Source organism: Paraburkholderia acidiphila, assembly GCF_009789655.1.
Taxonomy (GTDB): Bacteria; Pseudomonadota; Gammaproteobacteria; order Burkholderiales; family Burkholderiaceae; genus Paraburkholderia; species Paraburkholderia acidiphila.
The window spans coordinates 1,957,308-1,975,657 of record NZ_CP046910.1 but is presented as its reverse complement, the minus strand read 5'-3'; the positions used below and the strand labels follow the sequence as shown (position 1 = coordinate 1,975,657).

The window sequence follows — 18,350 nt, the reverse complement described above, 5'->3', positions numbered from 1 at the left end:
ACGCGTGCGGCCGAGCTTTTGCCAACCAGGCAGCCGCACACTCACACAGCCAGCAGGGCGGCCGCAAGGCCGTCCGGCGCGGCGCCGATGCGGAGCTCCGGCGTGCCGTGCCAGTCCGCGCAACGCTGCAGCGCCCGGCGCAAGTCGGCCACCAGACGGCCACTCGTGCGCACGCCGGGCTCCAGATGCAGCGACTTCACCTCGAATACCTGCTGCGCCCGATGCGCCTTGGCGTCTATACGCCCGATGAGCCGCCCGCGATTCAAAATCGGCAGTACGAAGTAACCGTACTTGCGCTTCGCAGCCGGCACGTAGCATTCCATGGCGTAGTCGAAATCGAATAGCGCCTGCGCGCGCTTGCGGTCCCACACCACCGGGTCGAAGGGCGAGAGCAGGGTCGTGACCGTGGAGGCGAGCTTGCCGCTCGCCGCTTCGTCGATGAGCGGCGCGTGCTCGCGGTGCACGAACGCGTCGTGCTTCCAGCCTTCCACGCGCACCGGCAGCAACTCGCCCGCATCCGCAAGCGCATGCAGCGCGTCCGCGTACGGGCGGCGCGGCAGGCGGAAGTAGTCGGCGGCCCAGTCCGGCCGGATTACGCCGAGCGCGCGGCAGGAGCGCAAGAGCAGCTCGCGTTCCGCTTCGTCGCGCGGCGGCAGATCGCGTGCGTCGTTCCAGTCCGGCAACACGCGCTCGGCCACGTCGTACACACGCTGGAAGTTGTGCCGCTGGGCCACCATCAGCGCGCCGGTGGCGAACAGCACTTCGAGATGCCGCTTCTCCGGCTTCCAGTCCCACCAGCCGTTGCCCTTGTCGCCCTCGGCGCGTGCGAAGTCGGCGGAACGCACGGCGCCCTCGGCGCGAATGCGCTCGAGCAGCGCATCGATTTCGTCGCGGTATTGGTCGTGCCACTCGGCCGCGTATTTCCAGCCCATGCCGGAAGGATCGAGCATGCGATGGCGCAGCAGCCCGTAGTCCTCGATCGGCAGGAAGCACGCCTCGTGCGCCCAGTACTCGAACAGGCGCCCTTGCGCGAGATGCGCGTCGAGCCAGGCCGGCTCGAACGCGCCAATGCGGCTGAACAGCACGAAGTAAGGACTGCGTGCGACCACGTGGATCGTGTCGATCTGCAACTGCGCCATGCGGCGGATGGCGTCGAGCACGTCGTCTTGCGTGGCCTTGCGGCGTGGCGGTGCGAGAAGCCCTTGCGCCGCGAGGTGCAGCGTGCGTGCCGCCGCGAGCGGCAGAATCAGCGGCGAACTGGCGTCGGCGACCTTCGGCGTTTCTACAGCATCCGCAATGTCCGCACCGCGCTCACGCATGGACGCCCGCAACCACCGACACCGGCCGCAGTGCCGCGAGCCGCTGATGGATTTGCGCGACCACGGCCGCGCCTTCGCCCACCGCCGCGGCCACGCGCTTGGTCGAGCCCGCGCGCGCGTCGCCGATCGCGTAGACGCCTTCCACCGAAGTCGCGAGGCTGCACGATTCGTTGTCGCCGGTCAGCACGAAGCCGTGCGGGTCGAGCTTCACGCCGCACTCGCGCAGCCAGCCCGTGTTCGGGTCGGCGCCCGTGAAGAGGAACAGGTGGCGCGAATCGAAATGGTCGATGCCTTCCGGGCACGGCGTCTTCAAACGCACCGACGTGAGCGTGCCGCTGTCTTCGCCCAGGCCGCCGATCTCGCTGCGCCCGTGCACCCGCACGTTCGCGAGCGAGGCAATGCGGTCGATCAGATAGCGCGACATCGTCGATTCGAATCCGGTCTTGCGGATCAGCACGTCGATCTGGCGCGCGTGCGTGGAGAGGTAGACGATCGCCTGGCCCGCCGAATTGCCGCCGCCCACGAGCACGACGTTCTCGTGCTTGCAGAGCTTCGCCTCGACCGGCGAGGCCCAGTAATAAATCCCGCGCCCCGTATAGCGATCGATGCCCTCGATCGCAGGCTTGCGGTACACCGCGCCGCTCGCGATCACCACGGTATGTGCGCGCACGTCGCCGCTGCAGGTTTCGAGGCGGCGCGGTTCTTCATCGCAGAACAGCTTGCGCACCGTGACCGGAATGGCCACGTGCGCGCCGAACTTCTGCGCCTGCACGAATGCGCGGCCCGCGAGCGCCTGGCCCGAGATGCCGGTGGGAAAGCCCAGGTAGTTTTCGATGCGCGAGCTTGCGCCCGCCTGGCCGCCCGGCGCGCGCGAATCGAGCACGATCACCGAAAGGCCCTCGGAGGCGGCGTACACCGCGGTCGCGAGACCGGCCGGGCCCGCGCCCACCACGCAGACGTCGTACACGCGCTGACCGTCGAGCTCGGGCAGGATGCCCAGACACGTGGCCAGCTCGGGCGCGCTCGGATGGCGCAGCACCGAGCCATCGGGGCAGATCACGAGCGGCAGGTCCTCGCAGCGCGCGGCGAAACGCTCGACTACGCAGAGCATGCCTTCGTCGCGCTCGTCGACCACCGAATACGGATGGCCGTTGCGCGAGAGGAAGCCTTGCAGCGAAATGAGCGAGGGATCGTCGTGCTTGCCCACGAGAATCGGGCCGCCCGCGCCCTTTTCGATGAGCGAGACGCGGCGCAGGATCAGCGCGCGCACGATGCGCTCGCCGAGTTCGGCTTCGGCGACGATGGCCGCGCGCAGCTGCTCGGGCGGAATCAGGATCGCATCGACGGGTTCGAGCGCGAGACCGTCCACGAGCGCCGGGCCGCCCGAAAGCTGGCCCACTTCGGCGAGGAAATGCCCGCGGCCATGCTCGACGATGAGCCGCTCGCGGCCCAGCCCGTCGCGCTGGAACACTTTGACCGAACCGGAGAGCAGCACGAACATGCCCGGACCGGTTTCGCCCGTGCGAAAGAGCAGGTCGCCCGTCGCATAGTGGCGGTGCTCGCCGAAGCGGGCGAGGCGCGCGACTTCGTCGTCGGTGAGCTGGGGGAACATCTGGTGGCGCCGCGTGGAGAGCGTCGAGAACGGCGCATCGGCGGGTTGCGGCTGCGTGTCGGAGTGGCGGCTCGCGGAAGGAAGTTCCGCGGATTCCGGAACCTCGGCTTCGGTGATCGTGCCCATCTGGCGGTTCTCCTCGTGCGGGCGGCTCGGGAGCGGGCCGCCCGGATCAGACAGCTTTAGGCGTGATGTTGACCGGGACTTCGGTGTGAGCGAGCACCTGGAGCGACTCGAGCGCGCGGCCGGCGTCGCGCCACGCATCGAGGCCGCCGAGGAGCGGCACCACATCGGTAAAGCCGGCCTCGGCGAGCTTCTTCGCCATCCAGGCCGCGGAAATTTCATTGGGGCACGAGCAGTAGATCACGAGCTTCTGGTCGTTCGGATATTTGCCGACGATCTCGTCGAGCTTGCGCTCGTCGGCGAATAACGCGCCCGGAATGATGTACGGATCGAGCTTGCGCTTTTCTTCAGAACGAATGTCGAACACCACGGGCGGCGGCTTGCCGCCCATCGCACGGAAGAGATCCTCCACTGTGATGCGCGCGTTCGCGAGCTTCTTGATGAGTTGGCGGCGGCGCTGCCAGCGGTAGACCGCGTAGAGCACGAGGAGCGCAACCACGACCACGGCGGCAAAGCGCCCAAGGCGGCTTGCACCGGCGAGCATCATGTCGATCTGCGGGGCGAACATCACGCCGATGAGCAGACCGGTGCCGGACCACAGCGCCGCGCCAATGCCGTCGAAGCCGATGAACTGGCGGTAGGGCACGCCCATCGCACCGGCCAGCGGCACGGAAACGAGCGACAGCCCCGGCACGAACTTGGCGATGGCGAGCACGCGCACGCCCCAGCGGCCGAAAAAGCGTTCGGTCTTTTTCACGCAGGTGTCGCGCGAGAGCGAGAGCTTGCAGAGCGTCTTGAGCGTGTTGCCGCCGTAGAGGCGGCCGGCCATGAACCACACGCTGTCGCCGATCAGCATGGCGAAGATGGCGAGCCCGAGCACCGGCGCGACCTGCTGGCCGATCGATCCGGGATGCATGGCCGCCATTGCGCCGAACAACACGAGCGCGGGCATCGCGGGCACGGGCAGCCCTAGCGATCCGGCGAGCACATTAATGAACACCAGCGCAGGCCCGTATTGCGCGATGAGGTCATGTAGCATCGGCTTACTTCCGTTGCGCGTTTAAGCGAGGAACGGGAAAGATAGGAGGGTAACGTAAAGATTATGGACGCATTTCGAAGGCGTGCAAGCGACCCCCTGTACACGCGCGAGAATGCCTGCCAGATACGGCAGGCATGTGAAAAAAAGCGCCGGATTGAAAAAGCGGTAACGGCGATGGGCGCGAGATGAACAGGAAGCAACAGAACGCGGCACACGAGACTGTGCGTGCCGCGTTCGTGGCGCCTTTTTCCGTGCGCTTAGCGCGTGTGTGATTCCCCGGGCAGCTCGGCGCCTTGAGCGCGAATTGCCGCGATCAGCTCGGCCGGCGTGATTTCGTAACGCACTTCGCGATGAATGCCCGGCTTGCGCTCGTCGACTTCGACCAGCAAGAGGCTTTTGCCGTCGGCCGCCGATTCGAGGCGCAGTGAACGCAGTTCGCGTCCGGTCGCGTCGTCATGCTCGGTGAGCAGGGTCATGTTTCCGGAAGACCCGGTCGTGCGCATTGATGTTGTCCTCGTGCGTTGGGTGGTCGAGCCATTGTACGGGGTCGGCTGCGCGGCGTGTTTATGCAAGTGAGCGCCGACACACACAGCGAGATCGCTGTGCCGCGACCCTGGCCAGCCAGTGTAACGCGACTCGCCGCCGCGCCGCCCGTTTTTGCGCGCCCCGCAACGGGCCATGCGAAATGCGTTGCGCGTTGCTCCGCTGTCATGGTTGCGAAGCAAAGCAATGCCAGGCGCGGGCGTACGCAACGCAGCAGAAAAAACGGCTCACCCGGGCAGGCCGGATGAGCCGTTGAAACGCCGTTGTTACTCGGATCAGCAAACCGTGGTACGGCTCGCTGACGGTTTTCATGGTGCCGCCCGCGCGGCGCACTGTCGAGATGGGACTAACGCCGATCTCTCAGACCAATGGGACCCGCAGGCGAGGTCGTTATGCCGCGACGTCCTCGGCCGCTTCGGCAAGATTGACGCTCTCGCGGCGCGCCGGGGTGCGAGCGGGCTTCGCGCGTTTTGGCGCCTCCGCACCCGCCACGGTGAACAGGCGCACGGCTTCGTCGAGCACGTCGGCCTGTTCGGCGAGCCGCTGGGCCGTGGCGGCGGCCTGCTCGACGAGCGCGGCGTTCTGCTGCGTGGCGCTGTCCAGATGCGCCACGGCCTGATTGACCTGGCGGATGCCCTCGGCCTGCTCGCCGCTCGCGTTTGCGACCTCGGTGATGATCGACGAGACACGGCTCACGGCTTCGTCGATCGAGCGCATTTGCGCAGTCGTGTTGCCGACGAGGCGCGTGCCCTCGGCGATCTCGGTCACGCTGGCGTCCACGACCTGCTTGATCTCCTTGGCCGACGCCGCGCAACGCTGCGCGAGCATGCGCACCTCGCCCGCCACCACGGCGAACGAGCGGCCCGCTTCGCCCGCGCGCGCGGCTTCGACGGCGGCGTTGAGCGCGAGGATGTTGGTCTGGAAAGCGATGCCGTCGATCACGCCAGTGATGTCGCTGATGCGGCGCGAGGCGTCGGTGATGCCCGTCATCGTGCGCTCCATCTGCGCGGCGATCGAGCCGCCCTCGGCGGCGGCGGACTGCGCGTCGCGCGCGAGATCGAGCGCGCGGGCGCTCGCTTCGGCATTCGCCTGCACGGTGGTGGTCAGTTGATCCATCGTGGCCGCGGTTTCTTCGAGCGATGCGGCCTGCATTTCGGTGCGGCGCGAGAGATCGAGATTGCCGCTGGAGATTTCGTGCGCGGCGTCGAGCATGCCGTCGATCTGTGAGCGCACGTCGAACACGATCGCCGTGAGGTTGGCCTGCAACTGATTGAGCGCCTGGAGTACGTCGCCGAGATCGTCGTTCGTGGCGACCGCGAGCGTGGCCGTGAGGTCGCCCGCGGCCATGCGCGTGGAGGCCGTGGTCATTTGCGCGAGCGGCGCGCCGAGGTGGCGCGTGGTGAGGCGCCAGGCGCCGAGCGCACACACGCAGGCCGCGCCGAACGCGCCCCAGAAGGGCAGCGGCGGCAGACCTTGCCAGGCGGCGAGGCCGGCAGCGGCGAACACGGCGGGCACGGCGCCATAGCCGAACGCGATGCGCGTGGCGATGGGCACGCGCAGCAGCGACTGCAGCGCGCCCACGAGACCTGTGCGCACCACGGAGCCGTGGCGCAGCCGCACGCCTCGCAGACGGCCCTCGCGCATTTGCGCGTAGAAGGCTTCGGCCGTACGGACTTCCTCGCGCGTGGGCTTCACGCGCACGCTCAGATAGCCGACTACTGTGCCTTGCTCGGAGACGGGCGTGACGTTCGCGCGCACCCAGTAGTGATCGCCGGACTTGCGGCGGTTCTTGACGATCGCGGTCCAGGGGCGACCCTCACGGACGGTCTCCCACAGGTCGGCGAACGCGTCGGCCGGCATGTCGGGATGCCGGATGATGTTATGCGCCTTGCCGATCAGCTCTTCTTTCGTAAAGCCGGACACCGCGACGAACGCGGGATTGCAGTACTGAATGCGGCCCTTGAGGTCGGTGGCCGAGACGAGCATCTGCGAAGCGGGATAGTCGAATTCCTGTTGCGTGACGGGTTGATTGTTGCGCATGAGATTCCTTCGATGGGGTCCGCGTGAGACCCAACAACACAGCGAGGCATAACGGCATTTCCCTTACAAACTTTAGGGGTATGCGTGTTTCCTAGGCGTGTGAGGCGATCTGCGCGCAGCGAGAAAATCCGTTGTGCTATCAATGGATTGGCGCGGATGTTGGGGGGTGTATGCACAGACTTTTCCCCGTTAACTGTGGACAAGTCCATTGCCTCCAAAACGTGCAACTTCTCTGTCGCGTGGAGCATTGGTGTTTGCGATCAAGGACTTGGATTCGCTGTCCATACGTTGTGCACAGGGCTGCCAACAAAATCTGTGGAAAAGGTGGGTGGGTTTCGAGCACGTTCGAGGCTGCGTTGCTGCGATTGGGAACGCTGGGGGTTAACTGAGACGCATCAAGGACTTGATGCGGTCTTCCAAGGGTTACGCACAGGGCTGCCAACAAAATTTGTGGACAAGTCATGGCGCACCCAACAGTTCGTTTTGCCAACCACCCAGGCCTCGCCGACCACCCAACTTTTCAGGATGACCAATTCCGAGCCGATGCGAAGATACCCGCCCTCATCCCACGGCCCCTTGGTCCTTGCCATGAAACTCCCCACGCTATTCAAGTCGCTGTTCGATTTCGAAGCGGACAGCCCAGCGCCCGATGCGACGCCAGAGCCTCCAGTCGAGCCGAATCCCGAACCGCACCCCGGCCCGCAGCCGCAACCCGAATCCGTCCAGATCGACGAACCGCGACACGACCCCGATCCGCTGCTCGACAGCATCGACACGCTTGGCAAGATCGTGCTCGCGCTTGATGCACAGCTTCGCGCCGAACTTCGCGGTAACGCCCAACTACGCAGCTGCCTGACCGACGAACTGACAGCACTCCAAACAGCACTCCTCCACTAGCGACTTAACCTTGAGTTATGTCGACGTAACCGATTTCATTTGCCGCATCGCTGCAACGCATGAATACTCGGATACGGCGCAAGAAGCGCCGACAGATCATCCGGAGGAGACCAAATGAAGAAGGTTGCAACGCTCGCGGCAGTCATCATGGGATGCACCTACCTCGCGCCGGTTCAGGCGCAGGACACCACGAGCGCTACCCTTAAAAAAATCCGCGATACAGGCGTGATTTCCCTGGGCGTACGGGAATCGTCGGTGCCGTTCTCCTACTACGACAGCGATCAGCACACGATCGGCTACGCGCAGGATATCGCGCTGAAGATCGTCGATGAGGTGAAAAAGGAACTGAAGCTCGACAAGCTCACGGTCAAGGAAATTCCAATCACTTCGCAGAACCGCATTACGCTGGTCCAGAACGGCACGATCGATATCGAGTGCGGCTCGACCACGCACACCAAGGATCGCGACAACCAGGTGGCATTTACGAACAGCTTCTTTCAATACGGCGTGCGCCTGATTGCGAAGAAGGATTCGGGCATCAAGGACTTTCCCGATCTCGCAGGCAAAACCGTCGTGACCACGGCGGGCACGTCGGAGGACAGGCTGCTGCGCGAGATGAACAACGACAAGAAGATGGGCATGCAGCTCATCGCCGCCAAAGACCACGCTGAGTCGTTTCTCAACGTGAAGACGGGCCGTGCTGTCGCGTTCGTCATGGACGAGCCGCTGTTATACGGCGCGCGGGCCAAGGAGACGAACCAGCAGGACTACCTGATCACCGGCACGCCGCCGCTTTCCGAGGTCTATGGCTGCATGGTGCGCAAAGACGACCCCGCCTTCAAGAAGTTGGCCGATGGCGTGATCGCTCGCATGCAAACTTCGGGTGAAGCGGAGCCTCTGTACACGAAGTGGTTTACGCAGCCTGTTCCGCCCAAGGGGATGAACCTGAACTATCCGTTGTCCAACGAGAATCGGGCGCTGTTTGCGCATCCGAATGACCGGGCGCTCGATTGATTGCAGCCACGCGTATTCACGTATTCACACGGCGGCCGCCCACCGGCGCCCGCCAACTCATGCCGGGTTTTTCGCTTCCCCTTCCTGCCATTCCTCCGTGGCTTCCACATCGCCGGCAACCGAGTAAAGCAGCCGCGTATTGCGCGTCTTGAGGAATGCTTCAAGCGTCTCCCCACGCATCGCCGCGTAGATGTGAAGGTTCGAAGTCCCAACGACTGCGCCAAGCTTTTCGAGCATGAAGAAGATCACGCCGTAGTGAATCAGCCCGCGCCAGTCGCGGCGGCGCACGAGATCCCTTTCCTCTTCGGTCAGCCCGGCCTCGGCAAACGAGCGCTCCGGGTCCGCGAGAAACGCGCGCCGATGTCCCTCGTCGATCATCGCGTGCAGGTACTTGTTCAGGCGGTACGCCTTCACACTCGATTCGAGTCCGAACGGATAGGTACCCGTCAGCCTCTGCGCGCCATCCAGTTGCCGCGCCATGTGCTGGCGATGCCGCGCCTGCGCTTCACCCGCTGGCGCCATCGCCGTGTTTTCGAGCACGAGCGTGCCGATGCCCGTCATCGAGGGCAGGTAGTAGCCGCTGTGCACTTTCTTCACGTTGCCGCTCAGCGCGCCGCGCATGATCAGCCACATGATGATTTCCGCGCCTTCGAGCCCGCCCAGTTGCGCGTACTCCGCATGGGTCATTTCCGCGAGCGCTTCGGGGTCGTTCGTGATGGCGTCGAGGAAGCGGTGGTCCCAGTCCACGTTGTTGAACCCCGCGTGTTCGCCATGCACCTGGTGCGAGAGGCCGCCCGTGGCCATCACCACCACGCGCAGGTCCTCGGGATAACTCTCGATCGCGCGTCGCAGCGCCTGACCTAGCTTGAAGCAGCGGCGGGCGGTGGGAATCGGGAACTGCAGCACGCCCACCTGCAGCGGCACCACGCGCGTGGGCCAGCCCGCTTCCGTGTGGTCGAGCAGCGCCGACATCGGCGAGAAGAAGCCGTGGTCGAGCGGCTTGTCCTGGAAGAACGACATGTCGAATTCGTCGCTCATGAGGCTTGTGCCGATATGCCGCGCGAGCGCTGCGTGTCCGCCAATGCCGGGCAGGTCGCGCACGCCCCCGCCTTCGTCGGCGACCTGGTATTCGTCGCCGATGCCGAGCGCGAACGCCGAGTAGTGGTCGAAGAAGAACGACGTCACGTGGTCGTTGTAGACGTAGACGATGGCGTCGGGCTGCTGTTCGCGCAGCCAGCGCTTGACCGGCTCGAAGTTCTCGAAGATGGGCGCCCAGGCCGGATCCTGCTCCTTGTGCGCGTCGTGCGCGAAGCCGATGGTCGGGGTGTGCGAAACGGCGATGCCGCCAACGATCGTGGCCATGTCTCCCAGCTCCTTGTTTGCGGGTGATGTCTGTCGATGGCGCCAATGTAGGGTTGACTGGAAGTTATGTAAATTGACTTATTCCGGAAAATTTCATAACGTCAGGTTATGGAAAACAAGAGATCCCGGCCGCGCCCTAAGGCCGACGTCGATGCGGACGCAGCGCGCGAAGCGGCAGACGAGGCTCAGCGGCAACTCGCGTCGAGGCTGCGTCTGCGGCATTTGAACTGTTTCGTGGCGATTGCCCAGGAGCGCACGCTCGCGCGCGCGGCGGCGCGTTTGCATTTGAGCCAGCCAGCCGTTTCGAAGACGCTCGTGGAACTCGAGCAATGGGCGGGCGCGCGTCTCGTCGAACGCGGCAGAAACGGCGCGGCGCTAACGGTGCAGGGCGAGCGCTTCCTGCGCTATGCGCTCGACGCGACGCGGGCGGTCGAGGCGTCCGCTCTCGCACTCGCGCGGCAGGACGCGCATGCAGCGCCTGCGTTGCGCCTGGGCGCGTTGCCAACCGTGGCAACCGCGTTGCTGCCGGAAGCCCTCCTGCGTTTCAAGGCGTTGCGTCCGCAAATGGGCGTGAAAATTCATACCGACTCGAATGCCGAGTTACTGCGTGCGGTGAAAGCAGGCGAGCTCGATCTGATGGTGGGGCGGATGGCCGAGCCGGCGATGTTGCAGGGCGTGTCGTTCGAATATCTCTACACGGAGTCGCTCCTCGTCGTCGTGCGCGCGGGGCATCCGCTCGCGAACGATAGCGGTGCGCCCTCGCTCGGCGCCGTGCTCGGCTTCCCGCTCGTCATAGCGGGTGAGCGCACTGCGCCACGCCATCACACCGAGGCGTTTTTCGAAACGCATGGTTTCGCCGTGCCTGAAGGCGCGATCGAGACGCAATCGGCCTCCGTCGCCCGCTTGATCGTTGCGGGCTCGGACGCCGTATGGATCGTGCCGCAGCGCGTCGCGCAGAGCGACATCGACGCTGAGGTGCTCGTACAGATCGACGTGCCGGCACCGCAGGGCGTGGAGCCGATCGGCATTCTTCGGCGCAGCACCGCGACGCTCGACGAAGCGATTGGCGTACTCGCCCAGCAATTGCGCGAATGCGCTCAAGCGGCGTAGCGCATGGCATCGCTATTTCATTCGGCATCCGAATTAATTTGCACGTGCGGTCGAGCAAGATTCATCAGATAAATTCAGGGATATCCGCTCGGTCCGAATCGAATAAATTACATTTACCTTAACGGCGACGAGTCTTTCCGATCACACCGCCAAACTGTTGTTCATATGCCGAAACCAATTGAAAGCGATTGAAACATATGGAATGATATCGATTCTCATTACCGCGGAACGTTTCGCGGCCAAACAACAAGATCAGCCAGCCTAGCGTCGTTTCCCTCGGTCCTTTCGGGGCGGCCCAGCCAGCCAATCCACCCGCGTCGTCCGCGCCAGCTTGTGCGCGTCGCACGGCCGGGTCGTATGCCTTGCACAGGGACCTCATGCTGAACCGGACGCCGCTCGCGAGTGCGCTCGCGCTGACCTTTGCTGTACCTTTCGCTTCGACTGCACTCGCGCAAAGCGCGCCTGCCGCCGCAACGGCTGCAACGGCAGCTACTGCCGCTTCGGGGGCGGCCGCCGCGCAGAGCAATCTGACGATCCAGACCGCGCAGGCGGCAAGCGCCACGAACAACGGCACGCTGCCTACGATTTCCGTGTCGGGCCAAAGCGAGGCTCAGGACTTCCAGGCAGAGCGTTCGACCGTGGGTGCGAAAACGCCCACGGCGCTGCGCGATATCCCGCAGTCGGTCACGGTCATCAACAAGGCTGTGATGCAGTCGCAGGGCGCCACCTCGTTCCAGGACGCGCTGCGCAACGCGCCCGGCATTACGATCGGTGGCGCGGAAGGCGGCCAGATCGGCAACAACATCAACCTGCGCGGCTTCACGGCGCAAAACGACATTTACCTCGACGGCTTTCGCGACCGCAACCAGTACTACCGCGACACGTTCGACCTCGAATCGATCGAAGTGCTCTACGGCCCCTCGTCGATGCTGTTCGGCCGCGGCTCCACGGGCGGCGTGATCAACCAGGTCACGAAGCTGGCGAACCTCAAGCCGCTCACCGAAGTGTCGACCACTATCGGCACCGACGACCGCTATCGCGCGACGCTCGACGTGAACCGTCCGCTCGGCGATCACGCTGCTTTCCGTCTCAACGCGTTCGGCCAGTCGATGGGCTCCACGCGCGACGTGATGAAGAACAAGGACTACGGTTTCGCGCCCGAGTTGCGCTTCGGTATTGGCACGCCGACCGAGGTCACGATCTCGGCGCTCATCCAGCACAACTACGACATGCCGGACTACGGTGTGCAGGCGGTCAACGGGCATCCGTTCGCGCCTTCGAAAAGCACGTTCTACGGTCTCACCGACGACCGCACGATCCAGGACGTGCAGACGGTTCAGGCGCGCGTGGATCACCGTTTCAACGACCAGTTCAAGATCACCAACCAGACGCAGTTCTCGCACTCGCTCACCGATGCGCGCGAGACCGCGCCGGGTGCCGTGCTGACGGGCCCGCTCGCTTCGAGCACGGCGCTCAAGAACGGCAACTTCACGAACCTGCCGCTCGAGGATCTGTACATCAAGCTTGCGAGCCACGACCGCGTGATCGAGAACCACTCGATCTACAACGATACGATGGCGCAGTACAAGTTCACCACGGGCTTCCTGAAGCACGAGATGCTCGCGGGTATCGAGCTGGGCCACGACAGCTATACGAATCAGGCCTACACGCGCAACAACCTGCCGATTCTCTCGCTGCTCAACCCGGTCTACATGTCGACGCCCTCGAACGTCACGACGACGGTAGGCAATCACGCGGAGTCGGGCGCCAACACGTTCGCGGCGTACTTCAACGAAACCATGTCGATCGGCGAGCACTGGAAGCTCATTGGCGGCGTGCGTTGGGACCGCTTCCAGGCGCATATTGCCAACACGATCAACGCGCCGCTCTACGCGGACCAGACCAATACGTTCACGAGCGTGCGTGCGGGCGCGATCTATCAGCCGACCGACTGGCAGTCGTATTACTTCTCGTACGGCACGTCGTTCGATCCGTCGCTCGAAGCGCTCACGGTCACGAACAATACGCAGAACCTCGCGCCCGAACATACCAAGTCGTATGAAGTGGGCGGGAAGTGGGACCTGCTGGGCGGCAATCTTTCGGTTACCTCAGCATTTTTCCAGCAGGAAATGGACAACGCGCGCACGCAGACTTCGACGGGCGAGTACACGCTCGAAGGCGATATTCGCGTGCGTGGTTTCCAGGCGGGCGCAACTGGCCACATTACCAACAAGTGGCAAGTGTTCGCGGGCTACACATATATGGACGGCGTGGTCCTCAAGGCGCTCGACGGTACCCAGGGCAATACGCCAGCGAATACGCCGCGCAATACCTTCACGCTTTGGACGACGTATGCATTCACGCCGCATTGGGAAATTGGCGGCGGTCCGACCTATATGTCGGCGCGTTACGCGGCGAACACGAATTATGTGGAAGTCGGCGGCTACACGCGTTGGGACGCGATGGCCGCGTACCACGAGAAGAAGTGGGACGTGCGGCTGAATCTGCTGAATCTGACCAACAAGTTCTACTATGACGCGCTCATCCAGTCGGACGGCGGACGTTCGGTGCCGGGCATTGGCCGCACGTTCCTCGCGACGGCCGACTACCGGTTCTGATTGCGGCGCGTTACACGTGCGCCGTGCGCTTTTGCGTGTAGTCACGCGAAGCCCGCATAATGCGGGCTTTTTGCGTCACTGCGCGCAGGCGCGTGAAGATGCGCGAACGCGGCCTCCTTGCCGCTTATGCGGCACAACGAAGGAATAGACGATGCTGGTTCACGTCCCCAATGTACTGACGCCTGAGCAGGTGCGCGCGCTGCGCACGCGGCTCGACAATGCAGGCGACGCCTGGGTGGACGGCCGCGCGACGGCCGGCTGGTCCGGCGCGCCCGTGAAGCACAACGTGCAGATCGCCGAGCACACGCCCTTCGCGCGGGAGCTTGGCGACGTGGTGCTCGCGGCCATCGAGCGCAATCCGCTCTTCATCAGCGCGGCGCTGCCCAACCAGGTGTATCCGCCGCTATTCAACCGCTATGAAGGCGGCATGACGTTCGGCAGTCACGTGGATGGCGCTGTACGTGTGCTGCCCAACGGCGTGAAGCTGCGCACCGACGTTTCGTGCACGCTCTTTCTCTCGTCGCCCGACGAATACGAGGGTGGCGAGCTTGTGGTCGAAGACACCTATGGCGTGCAGGAGGTGAAGCTGCCGGCGGGCGACATGATCGTGTATCCGGCCACGAGCCTGCACCAGGTCAGGCCGGTCACGCGCGGCGCGCGTGTGGCGAGCTTCTTCTGGGTGCAAAGCCTCGTGCGCGACGACACGAAGCGCGCGCTGCTCTTCGACATGGACACCGCCATTCAGCGCCTGAACGCCAGCGACGCCGACGCCCAGGCGCGGCGCAGCCTCGTGGGCTGCTACCACAATCTTTTGCGACTCTGGAGTGAAACATGAGCTTTCCCGATACTGCCGAGATGGACGCGCCGGCAACACCGCGCACCTATCTCGACGCCGAACAACGCGACGAGCGCACGAAGCGCTCGCGCCGCGCGACCTTCATCAAATGGCTGCGCAAGGTGCACGGCTGGGTGGGCCTGTGGGGTGCGGCGCTCGGCCTGCTGTTCGGTGCAACGGGCTTCGTGCTCAACCATCGCGCCGAACCGCTGCGCATCTCTCCTGGCGCGCCGCAAGTCTCGACGGTGCAGATCGCCGTCCCCGACCCGGCCCCTGAAACGCCGCGCGAGATGGTGAAGTGGTTGCGCTCGCAACCGGATTTGAAGCTGCCGGCGCGCATGGGCCGCGTGCAGAAGGAGCCTGAGCACAACGTGGCCTGGGGCGATCGCACTGTCGTGCAACCCGAGCACTGGCAGATGACGTTCACGTCGCCCGGCGAGAGCGTGATGGTCGAGTACTGGGTGGACGACGACAAGCTCACGCTCAAGCGCAGCGACAACTCGCTTGTCTCGACGATTACCAACCTGCACAAGGGTACGGGCATGAGCGTGGGCTGGGTGCTGTTCATCGACAGCTTTGCCGGGGCGCTCATTCTGCTTTCGCTCACGGGCGTGCTGCTGTGGACCGAGCTGAACAAGCGCAAGACGGTGGGCGCCATGCTGTTGTTCGGTTCGATTGTCGCGGCGGTGTGCGTGGGGCTGGCGTAAGCCGTAACGTATGAACCAGACAACGGGCGCGAACGTCAAGGTTCGCGCCCGTTCTCCTTTTAGTCTTTCACGCCGCGCTTGCGCAGCAAATACGTGTCCATGATCCATCCGTTCGCCTCGCGCGCCTGTGCGCGCACGCGGACGATCTCGTCTTTCACGTCTTGCAGGCGGCCCGACATCAGGATCTCGTCGGGTGTGCCGACATAAGCGCCCCAATAGATATCGAGGTCCTCGCCCGCAAGCTGCGTATAGGCGTTTTGCGCGTCGAGCATGACCACCGTGCTTTCCACGTCCTGCGGAAAGCCGCTCTCCGCGAGTCGCCTGCCCGTCGTGATACTCACTGGCTTGCCGATGAAGTTAAGCGGCACGCGATGCTTCGCCGCAAGCGCCTGCATGCTGCTGATGCCCGGAATCACTTCGAAGTCGAACGCCAGCCTGCCATCGGCGAGAATGGCATCGAGAATGCGGATCGTGCTGTCGTAGAGCGACGGATCGCCCCAGACGAGAAACGCGCCGCACTGGCCGTCCGTCAATTCCTCCTCGATCAGGCGCTCGAATACGCGTTGCTTGTCGCGGTTGAGTTCGTCTACGGCGGCCTTGTAATCGAGGCCTTCGTCGCGGCGCCGCTCGGGGCTCGTCGCCTCGACGATGCGATAGTCGTGGTCCTTGATGAAGCGCGCGCAGATTTCCTTGCGCAGCGCGACGAGCTTGTCCTTGGCTGCGCCCTTGTCCATCACGAAGAACACGTCGGCGGCGTTGAGCGCTTCGATTGCCTGCACGGTCAGGTACTTCGGGTCGCCCGCGCCGATGCCGATGATAAGGATCTTTTTCACGTTGCAGTTCCGGTAGGGAGTCGTCGGTGCGGCGCAATGATAGCGCGAGTTCCGCGCGGTGCCGCGCCCGCCGGCAGGGGCAATTTTCTTCAATACGCCGGCATCGCGCGCGTCTACCCTCCACGCTTACTGATCGCCAATGGGCGTAGCGAGGAAACCGTGAGCACTGCCTTGTCGATGGCCGCCTTCGCGCTGGCCACTTCCATCACCCCTGGACCCGTCAATATCGTCGCGCTGAGCGCGGGCGCGCGCTACGGGCTGCGCGCGAGCCTGCGGCACGTGACCGGCGCGACCGTGGGCTTCACATTGCTGTTGCTGCTGATCGGCCTTGGCATGCACGAATTGCTGACGCGCTTGCCGTTTCTCACGCGTGCGCTCGAATGGGCGGGTGTGGCTTTTCTGCTGTACGTTGCGTACCGGCTCGCGACCGACGATGGCCGCATCGACTCGCCGAACGCGTCGCGCGGCCCCTCGCTGATGGTGGGCGCCACGATGCAATGGCTTAACCCCAAGGCGTGGCTCGCCTCGGTGGCGGGCATGGGCTTATATGTGGCTTCCTGCGAGAGTGCGCTGGTCTGGCAGTTCGCCGCGATCTATTTCGTCGTGTGCTACGTGTCGATTGCGTGCTGGGCGTGGGCGGGCGCGTCGCTGCGCCGGGCGTTGCGCGAACCCTCGCGCGTGCGCTTCGTGAATCGCGCGATGGCGTTGCTGCTTGCGGGCAGTGCGGTTTGGCTGGTGCTTGCCTGAATGCGCGGCGACCAGGTTAGCCGCCAGGTCAGCCGCGATACTGGCCGGGCGTTGCGGCGACGAACTGGCGGAACGCGCGCTGCAAATGGGCCTGATCGGCGAAACCGGCCTCGGCCGCGACGTCCGCAATGGCGTGCCCGCGGCGCAGTTGCGCGCGGCTGAACTCGATCCGGCGGTTTACGACATACGCATGCGGTGTCATGCCGTATTGCTCGCGAAACGCGCGTATCAGGTACGAGGGCGAAAGCTCGGCGGCGGCGCAAATCTCCTCGAGCTTGAGCGCGCGAGTGTAATTGCCGTCGATGAATTCCGCGGCGCGCGCAAGGCGCTCGTTCGGTTCGCGCGCGCTGGCCGGCGCAGGGTTGAGGGACTGCTGAAGCCTCGTGAAATAGGCTACGGCCGCGCATTCCTTGCGCAACGCCGACTCCTGCGGATCGACGAGCAGGTCATAGAGCGCGTTGAGCCCCTCGAACAAATCGCGCTCCCAGCTCAAGGTCTGTTCGAACGGGCGAAAGCCTTCATGCGCGCCGAAACCCAAATCGCGTTGCAGCTTCGCGAGCCATGCCGTGTCGAGATAGAACATGCGGTAGGCCCATGGCTCGTCCGCGGCTGGATTGCATGCGTGCACAACTTCCGGATTGATGACCACGACCGCGCCCGCACTGACGTGGGAGAGCGTACTCCCGTTCAGGTAGGTGCTGCGTCCGCCCGTGACCGCGCCGATCGAAAACGTGCTGTGCGCGTGACGGCCATAGCGGACCTTGCGTCCGTCTGCGATGGCGCGCACTTCGATGAACGGCAGGTCGGCGTCGCGCCAGAAGTGGGGTTGCGCGTCGGGCGTTGCGGTTGGCTGCATGAGAGACCCTGAAGTGATGCTGCGCGCATGATGCGACGCGAGCGTCCCATATTAGCGCAAGGCGAGAACGGCGGGGGACGTGATAGGCTTGCTCGGATCGCTCGAGTCATTCCCCGTTATTGCCAGGCACTGCACATGAACGAAACGAAGCCAACGAATGCGACGAATGCAACGATTCGCCCGTTGAACGAAGAGGACGCCGAGGCGTTTCAATCCATGCGTTTGCGCGCGGCGGAGAACGACCCGCAAGGCATCGCGTCGACGGTCCACGAGATCGCGCAACTGACCCGCGCACAAAATGAGGCGCGTATTCGTGTCACCGGCGAACAGATCGTTTTTGCGGCGTTCGACGGTGATGCGCTCGTCGGCATTGTTGGATTACTGCGCGAGGTGCGCCAAAAACTCGCTCACAAGGCGCTGATCTGGGGCGTGTTTGTCGATCCCGCGCGACGGGGAGGCGGGATCGCAAAGAAGTTGATGGAAAGCGCGGTCAATCATGCGCGCTCGATCGGCGTGCTGCAGGTCCAGCTCGTCGTGAGCGCGCAGAACCCCCGCGCCCAGGCGCTCTACCGCTCGTGCGGCTTCGTGCGCTATGGCGTCGAGCCGCGCGGCCTGTGCGTGAACGGCGAGTACATCGACGACGAACTGATGGTCCTCTTCCTCGACGATCCCGCCGTGCCTGATTGAACCGCTTC

Annotated in this window: 16 protein-coding genes; 8 read left to right on the top strand and 8 right to left on the bottom strand. The window is 64.3% G+C overall.

Annotated features, from left to right (window positions below):
- Positions 1 to 41: 41 nt before the first annotated feature.
- The 5 genes from FAZ97_RS23270 to FAZ97_RS23250 all read right to left on the bottom strand — a co-directional run bounded on the left by FAZ97_RS23270 (position 42) and on the right by FAZ97_RS23250 (position 6,676).
- Positions 42 to 1,319 carry a winged helix-turn-helix domain-containing protein gene (locus FAZ97_RS23270; RefSeq protein ID WP_158760739.1) on the bottom strand — a complete coding sequence of 426 codons (1,278 nt, stop codon included), beginning with the start codon at positions 1,317 to 1,319 and terminating at the stop codon, positions 42 to 44.
- Positions 1,312 to 3,057: an FAD-dependent oxidoreductase gene (locus FAZ97_RS23265; RefSeq protein WP_158760738.1), complete on the bottom strand. Its 1,746-nt coding sequence runs from the start codon at positions 3,055 to 3,057 to the stop codon at positions 1,312 to 1,314. The genes FAZ97_RS23270 and FAZ97_RS23265 overlap by 8 nt, the downstream gene beginning before the upstream one ends.
- 46 nt (positions 3,058 to 3,103) lie before the next feature.
- Complete coding sequence (locus FAZ97_RS23260) at positions 3,104 to 4,093, bottom strand: DedA family protein/thiosulfate sulfurtransferase GlpE (protein WP_158760737.1); 990 nt, start codon at positions 4,091 to 4,093, stop codon at positions 3,104 to 3,106.
- Between the two features lie 257 nt (positions 4,094 to 4,350).
- Positions 4,351 to 4,596, bottom strand: a complete 246-nt coding sequence (locus FAZ97_RS23255; RefSeq protein ID WP_028207914.1) for a hypothetical protein — start codon at positions 4,594 to 4,596, stop codon at positions 4,351 to 4,353.
- Between the two features lie 430 nt (positions 4,597 to 5,026).
- Positions 5,027 to 6,676: a methyl-accepting chemotaxis protein gene (locus FAZ97_RS23250; RefSeq protein WP_158760736.1), complete on the bottom strand. Its 1,650-nt coding sequence runs from the start codon at positions 6,674 to 6,676 to the stop codon at positions 5,027 to 5,029.
- Between the two features lie 588 nt (positions 6,677 to 7,264).
- On the opposite strand from FAZ97_RS23250, the gene FAZ97_RS23245 reads away from it, so the two are divergent.
- Positions 7,265 to 7,573, top strand: coding sequence for a hypothetical protein (locus tag FAZ97_RS23245; RefSeq protein WP_158760735.1), 309 nt, complete (start codon positions 7,265 to 7,267; stop codon positions 7,571 to 7,573).
- Positions 7,574 to 7,687: 114 nt separating this feature from the next.
- Positions 7,688 to 8,587 carry a transporter substrate-binding domain-containing protein gene (locus FAZ97_RS23240; RefSeq protein WP_158760734.1) on the top strand — a complete coding sequence of 300 codons (900 nt, stop codon included), beginning with the start codon at positions 7,688 to 7,690 and terminating at the stop codon, positions 8,585 to 8,587.
- Between the two features lie 57 nt (positions 8,588 to 8,644).
- Here FAZ97_RS23240 and FAZ97_RS23235 read toward each other — a convergent pair whose 3' ends face one another.
- On the bottom strand, positions 8,645 to 9,949 hold the full coding sequence (locus tag FAZ97_RS23235) for a gallate dioxygenase (protein WP_158760733.1): 1,305 nt from the start codon (positions 9,947 to 9,949) through the stop codon (positions 8,645 to 8,647).
- A 108-nt stretch (positions 9,950 to 10,057) separates the two neighbouring features.
- Between FAZ97_RS23235 and FAZ97_RS23230 the strand changes: the two genes are divergently transcribed.
- The 4 genes from FAZ97_RS23230 (at position 10,058) to FAZ97_RS23215 (ending at position 15,219) form a co-directional block, all read left to right on the top strand.
- On the top strand, positions 10,058 to 11,059 hold the full coding sequence (locus tag FAZ97_RS23230) for a LysR substrate-binding domain-containing protein (protein WP_158760732.1): 1,002 nt from the start codon (positions 10,058 to 10,060) through the stop codon (positions 11,057 to 11,059).
- A gap of 377 nt (positions 11,060 to 11,436) precedes the next feature.
- On the top strand, positions 11,437 to 13,677 hold the full coding sequence (locus tag FAZ97_RS23225; RefSeq protein ID WP_158760731.1) for a TonB-dependent receptor: 2,241 nt from the start codon (positions 11,437 to 11,439) through the stop codon (positions 13,675 to 13,677).
- 151 nt (positions 13,678 to 13,828) lie between these two features.
- Complete coding sequence (locus FAZ97_RS23220; protein WP_158760730.1) at positions 13,829 to 14,512, top strand: Fe2+-dependent dioxygenase; 684 nt, start codon at positions 13,829 to 13,831, stop codon at positions 14,510 to 14,512.
- Complete coding sequence (locus tag FAZ97_RS23215; RefSeq protein WP_158760729.1) at positions 14,509 to 15,219, top strand: PepSY-associated TM helix domain-containing protein; 711 nt, start codon at positions 14,509 to 14,511, stop codon at positions 15,217 to 15,219. The genes FAZ97_RS23220 and FAZ97_RS23215 overlap by 4 nt, the downstream gene beginning before the upstream one ends.
- A gap of 59 nt (positions 15,220 to 15,278) precedes the next feature.
- Here the strand turns inward: FAZ97_RS23215 and cobF are convergent, their stop codons facing one another.
- On the bottom strand, positions 15,279 to 16,052 hold the full coding sequence (gene cobF / locus FAZ97_RS23210; protein WP_158760728.1) for a precorrin-6A synthase (deacetylating): 774 nt from the start codon (positions 16,050 to 16,052) through the stop codon (positions 15,279 to 15,281).
- A gap of 159 nt (positions 16,053 to 16,211) precedes the next feature.
- Here cobF and FAZ97_RS23205 point away from each other — a divergent pair, with 159 nt between their 5' ends.
- Positions 16,212 to 16,799, top strand: a complete 588-nt coding sequence (locus FAZ97_RS23205) for a LysE family translocator (RefSeq protein WP_158760727.1) — start codon at positions 16,212 to 16,214, stop codon at positions 16,797 to 16,799.
- A 28-nt stretch (positions 16,800 to 16,827) separates the two neighbouring features.
- Here the strand turns inward: FAZ97_RS23205 and FAZ97_RS23200 are convergent, their stop codons facing one another.
- Positions 16,828 to 17,655, bottom strand: a complete 828-nt coding sequence (locus FAZ97_RS23200) for an AraC family transcriptional regulator (protein ID WP_158760726.1) — start codon at positions 17,653 to 17,655, stop codon at positions 16,828 to 16,830.
- Positions 17,656 to 17,682: 27 nt separating this feature from the next.
- Here FAZ97_RS23200 and FAZ97_RS23195 point away from each other — a divergent pair, with 27 nt between their 5' ends.
- Positions 17,683 to 18,342: a GNAT family N-acetyltransferase gene (locus FAZ97_RS23195; RefSeq protein WP_325073240.1), complete on the top strand. Its 660-nt coding sequence runs from the start codon at positions 17,683 to 17,685 to the stop codon at positions 18,340 to 18,342.
- Positions 18,343 to 18,350: the final 8 nt, after the last annotated feature.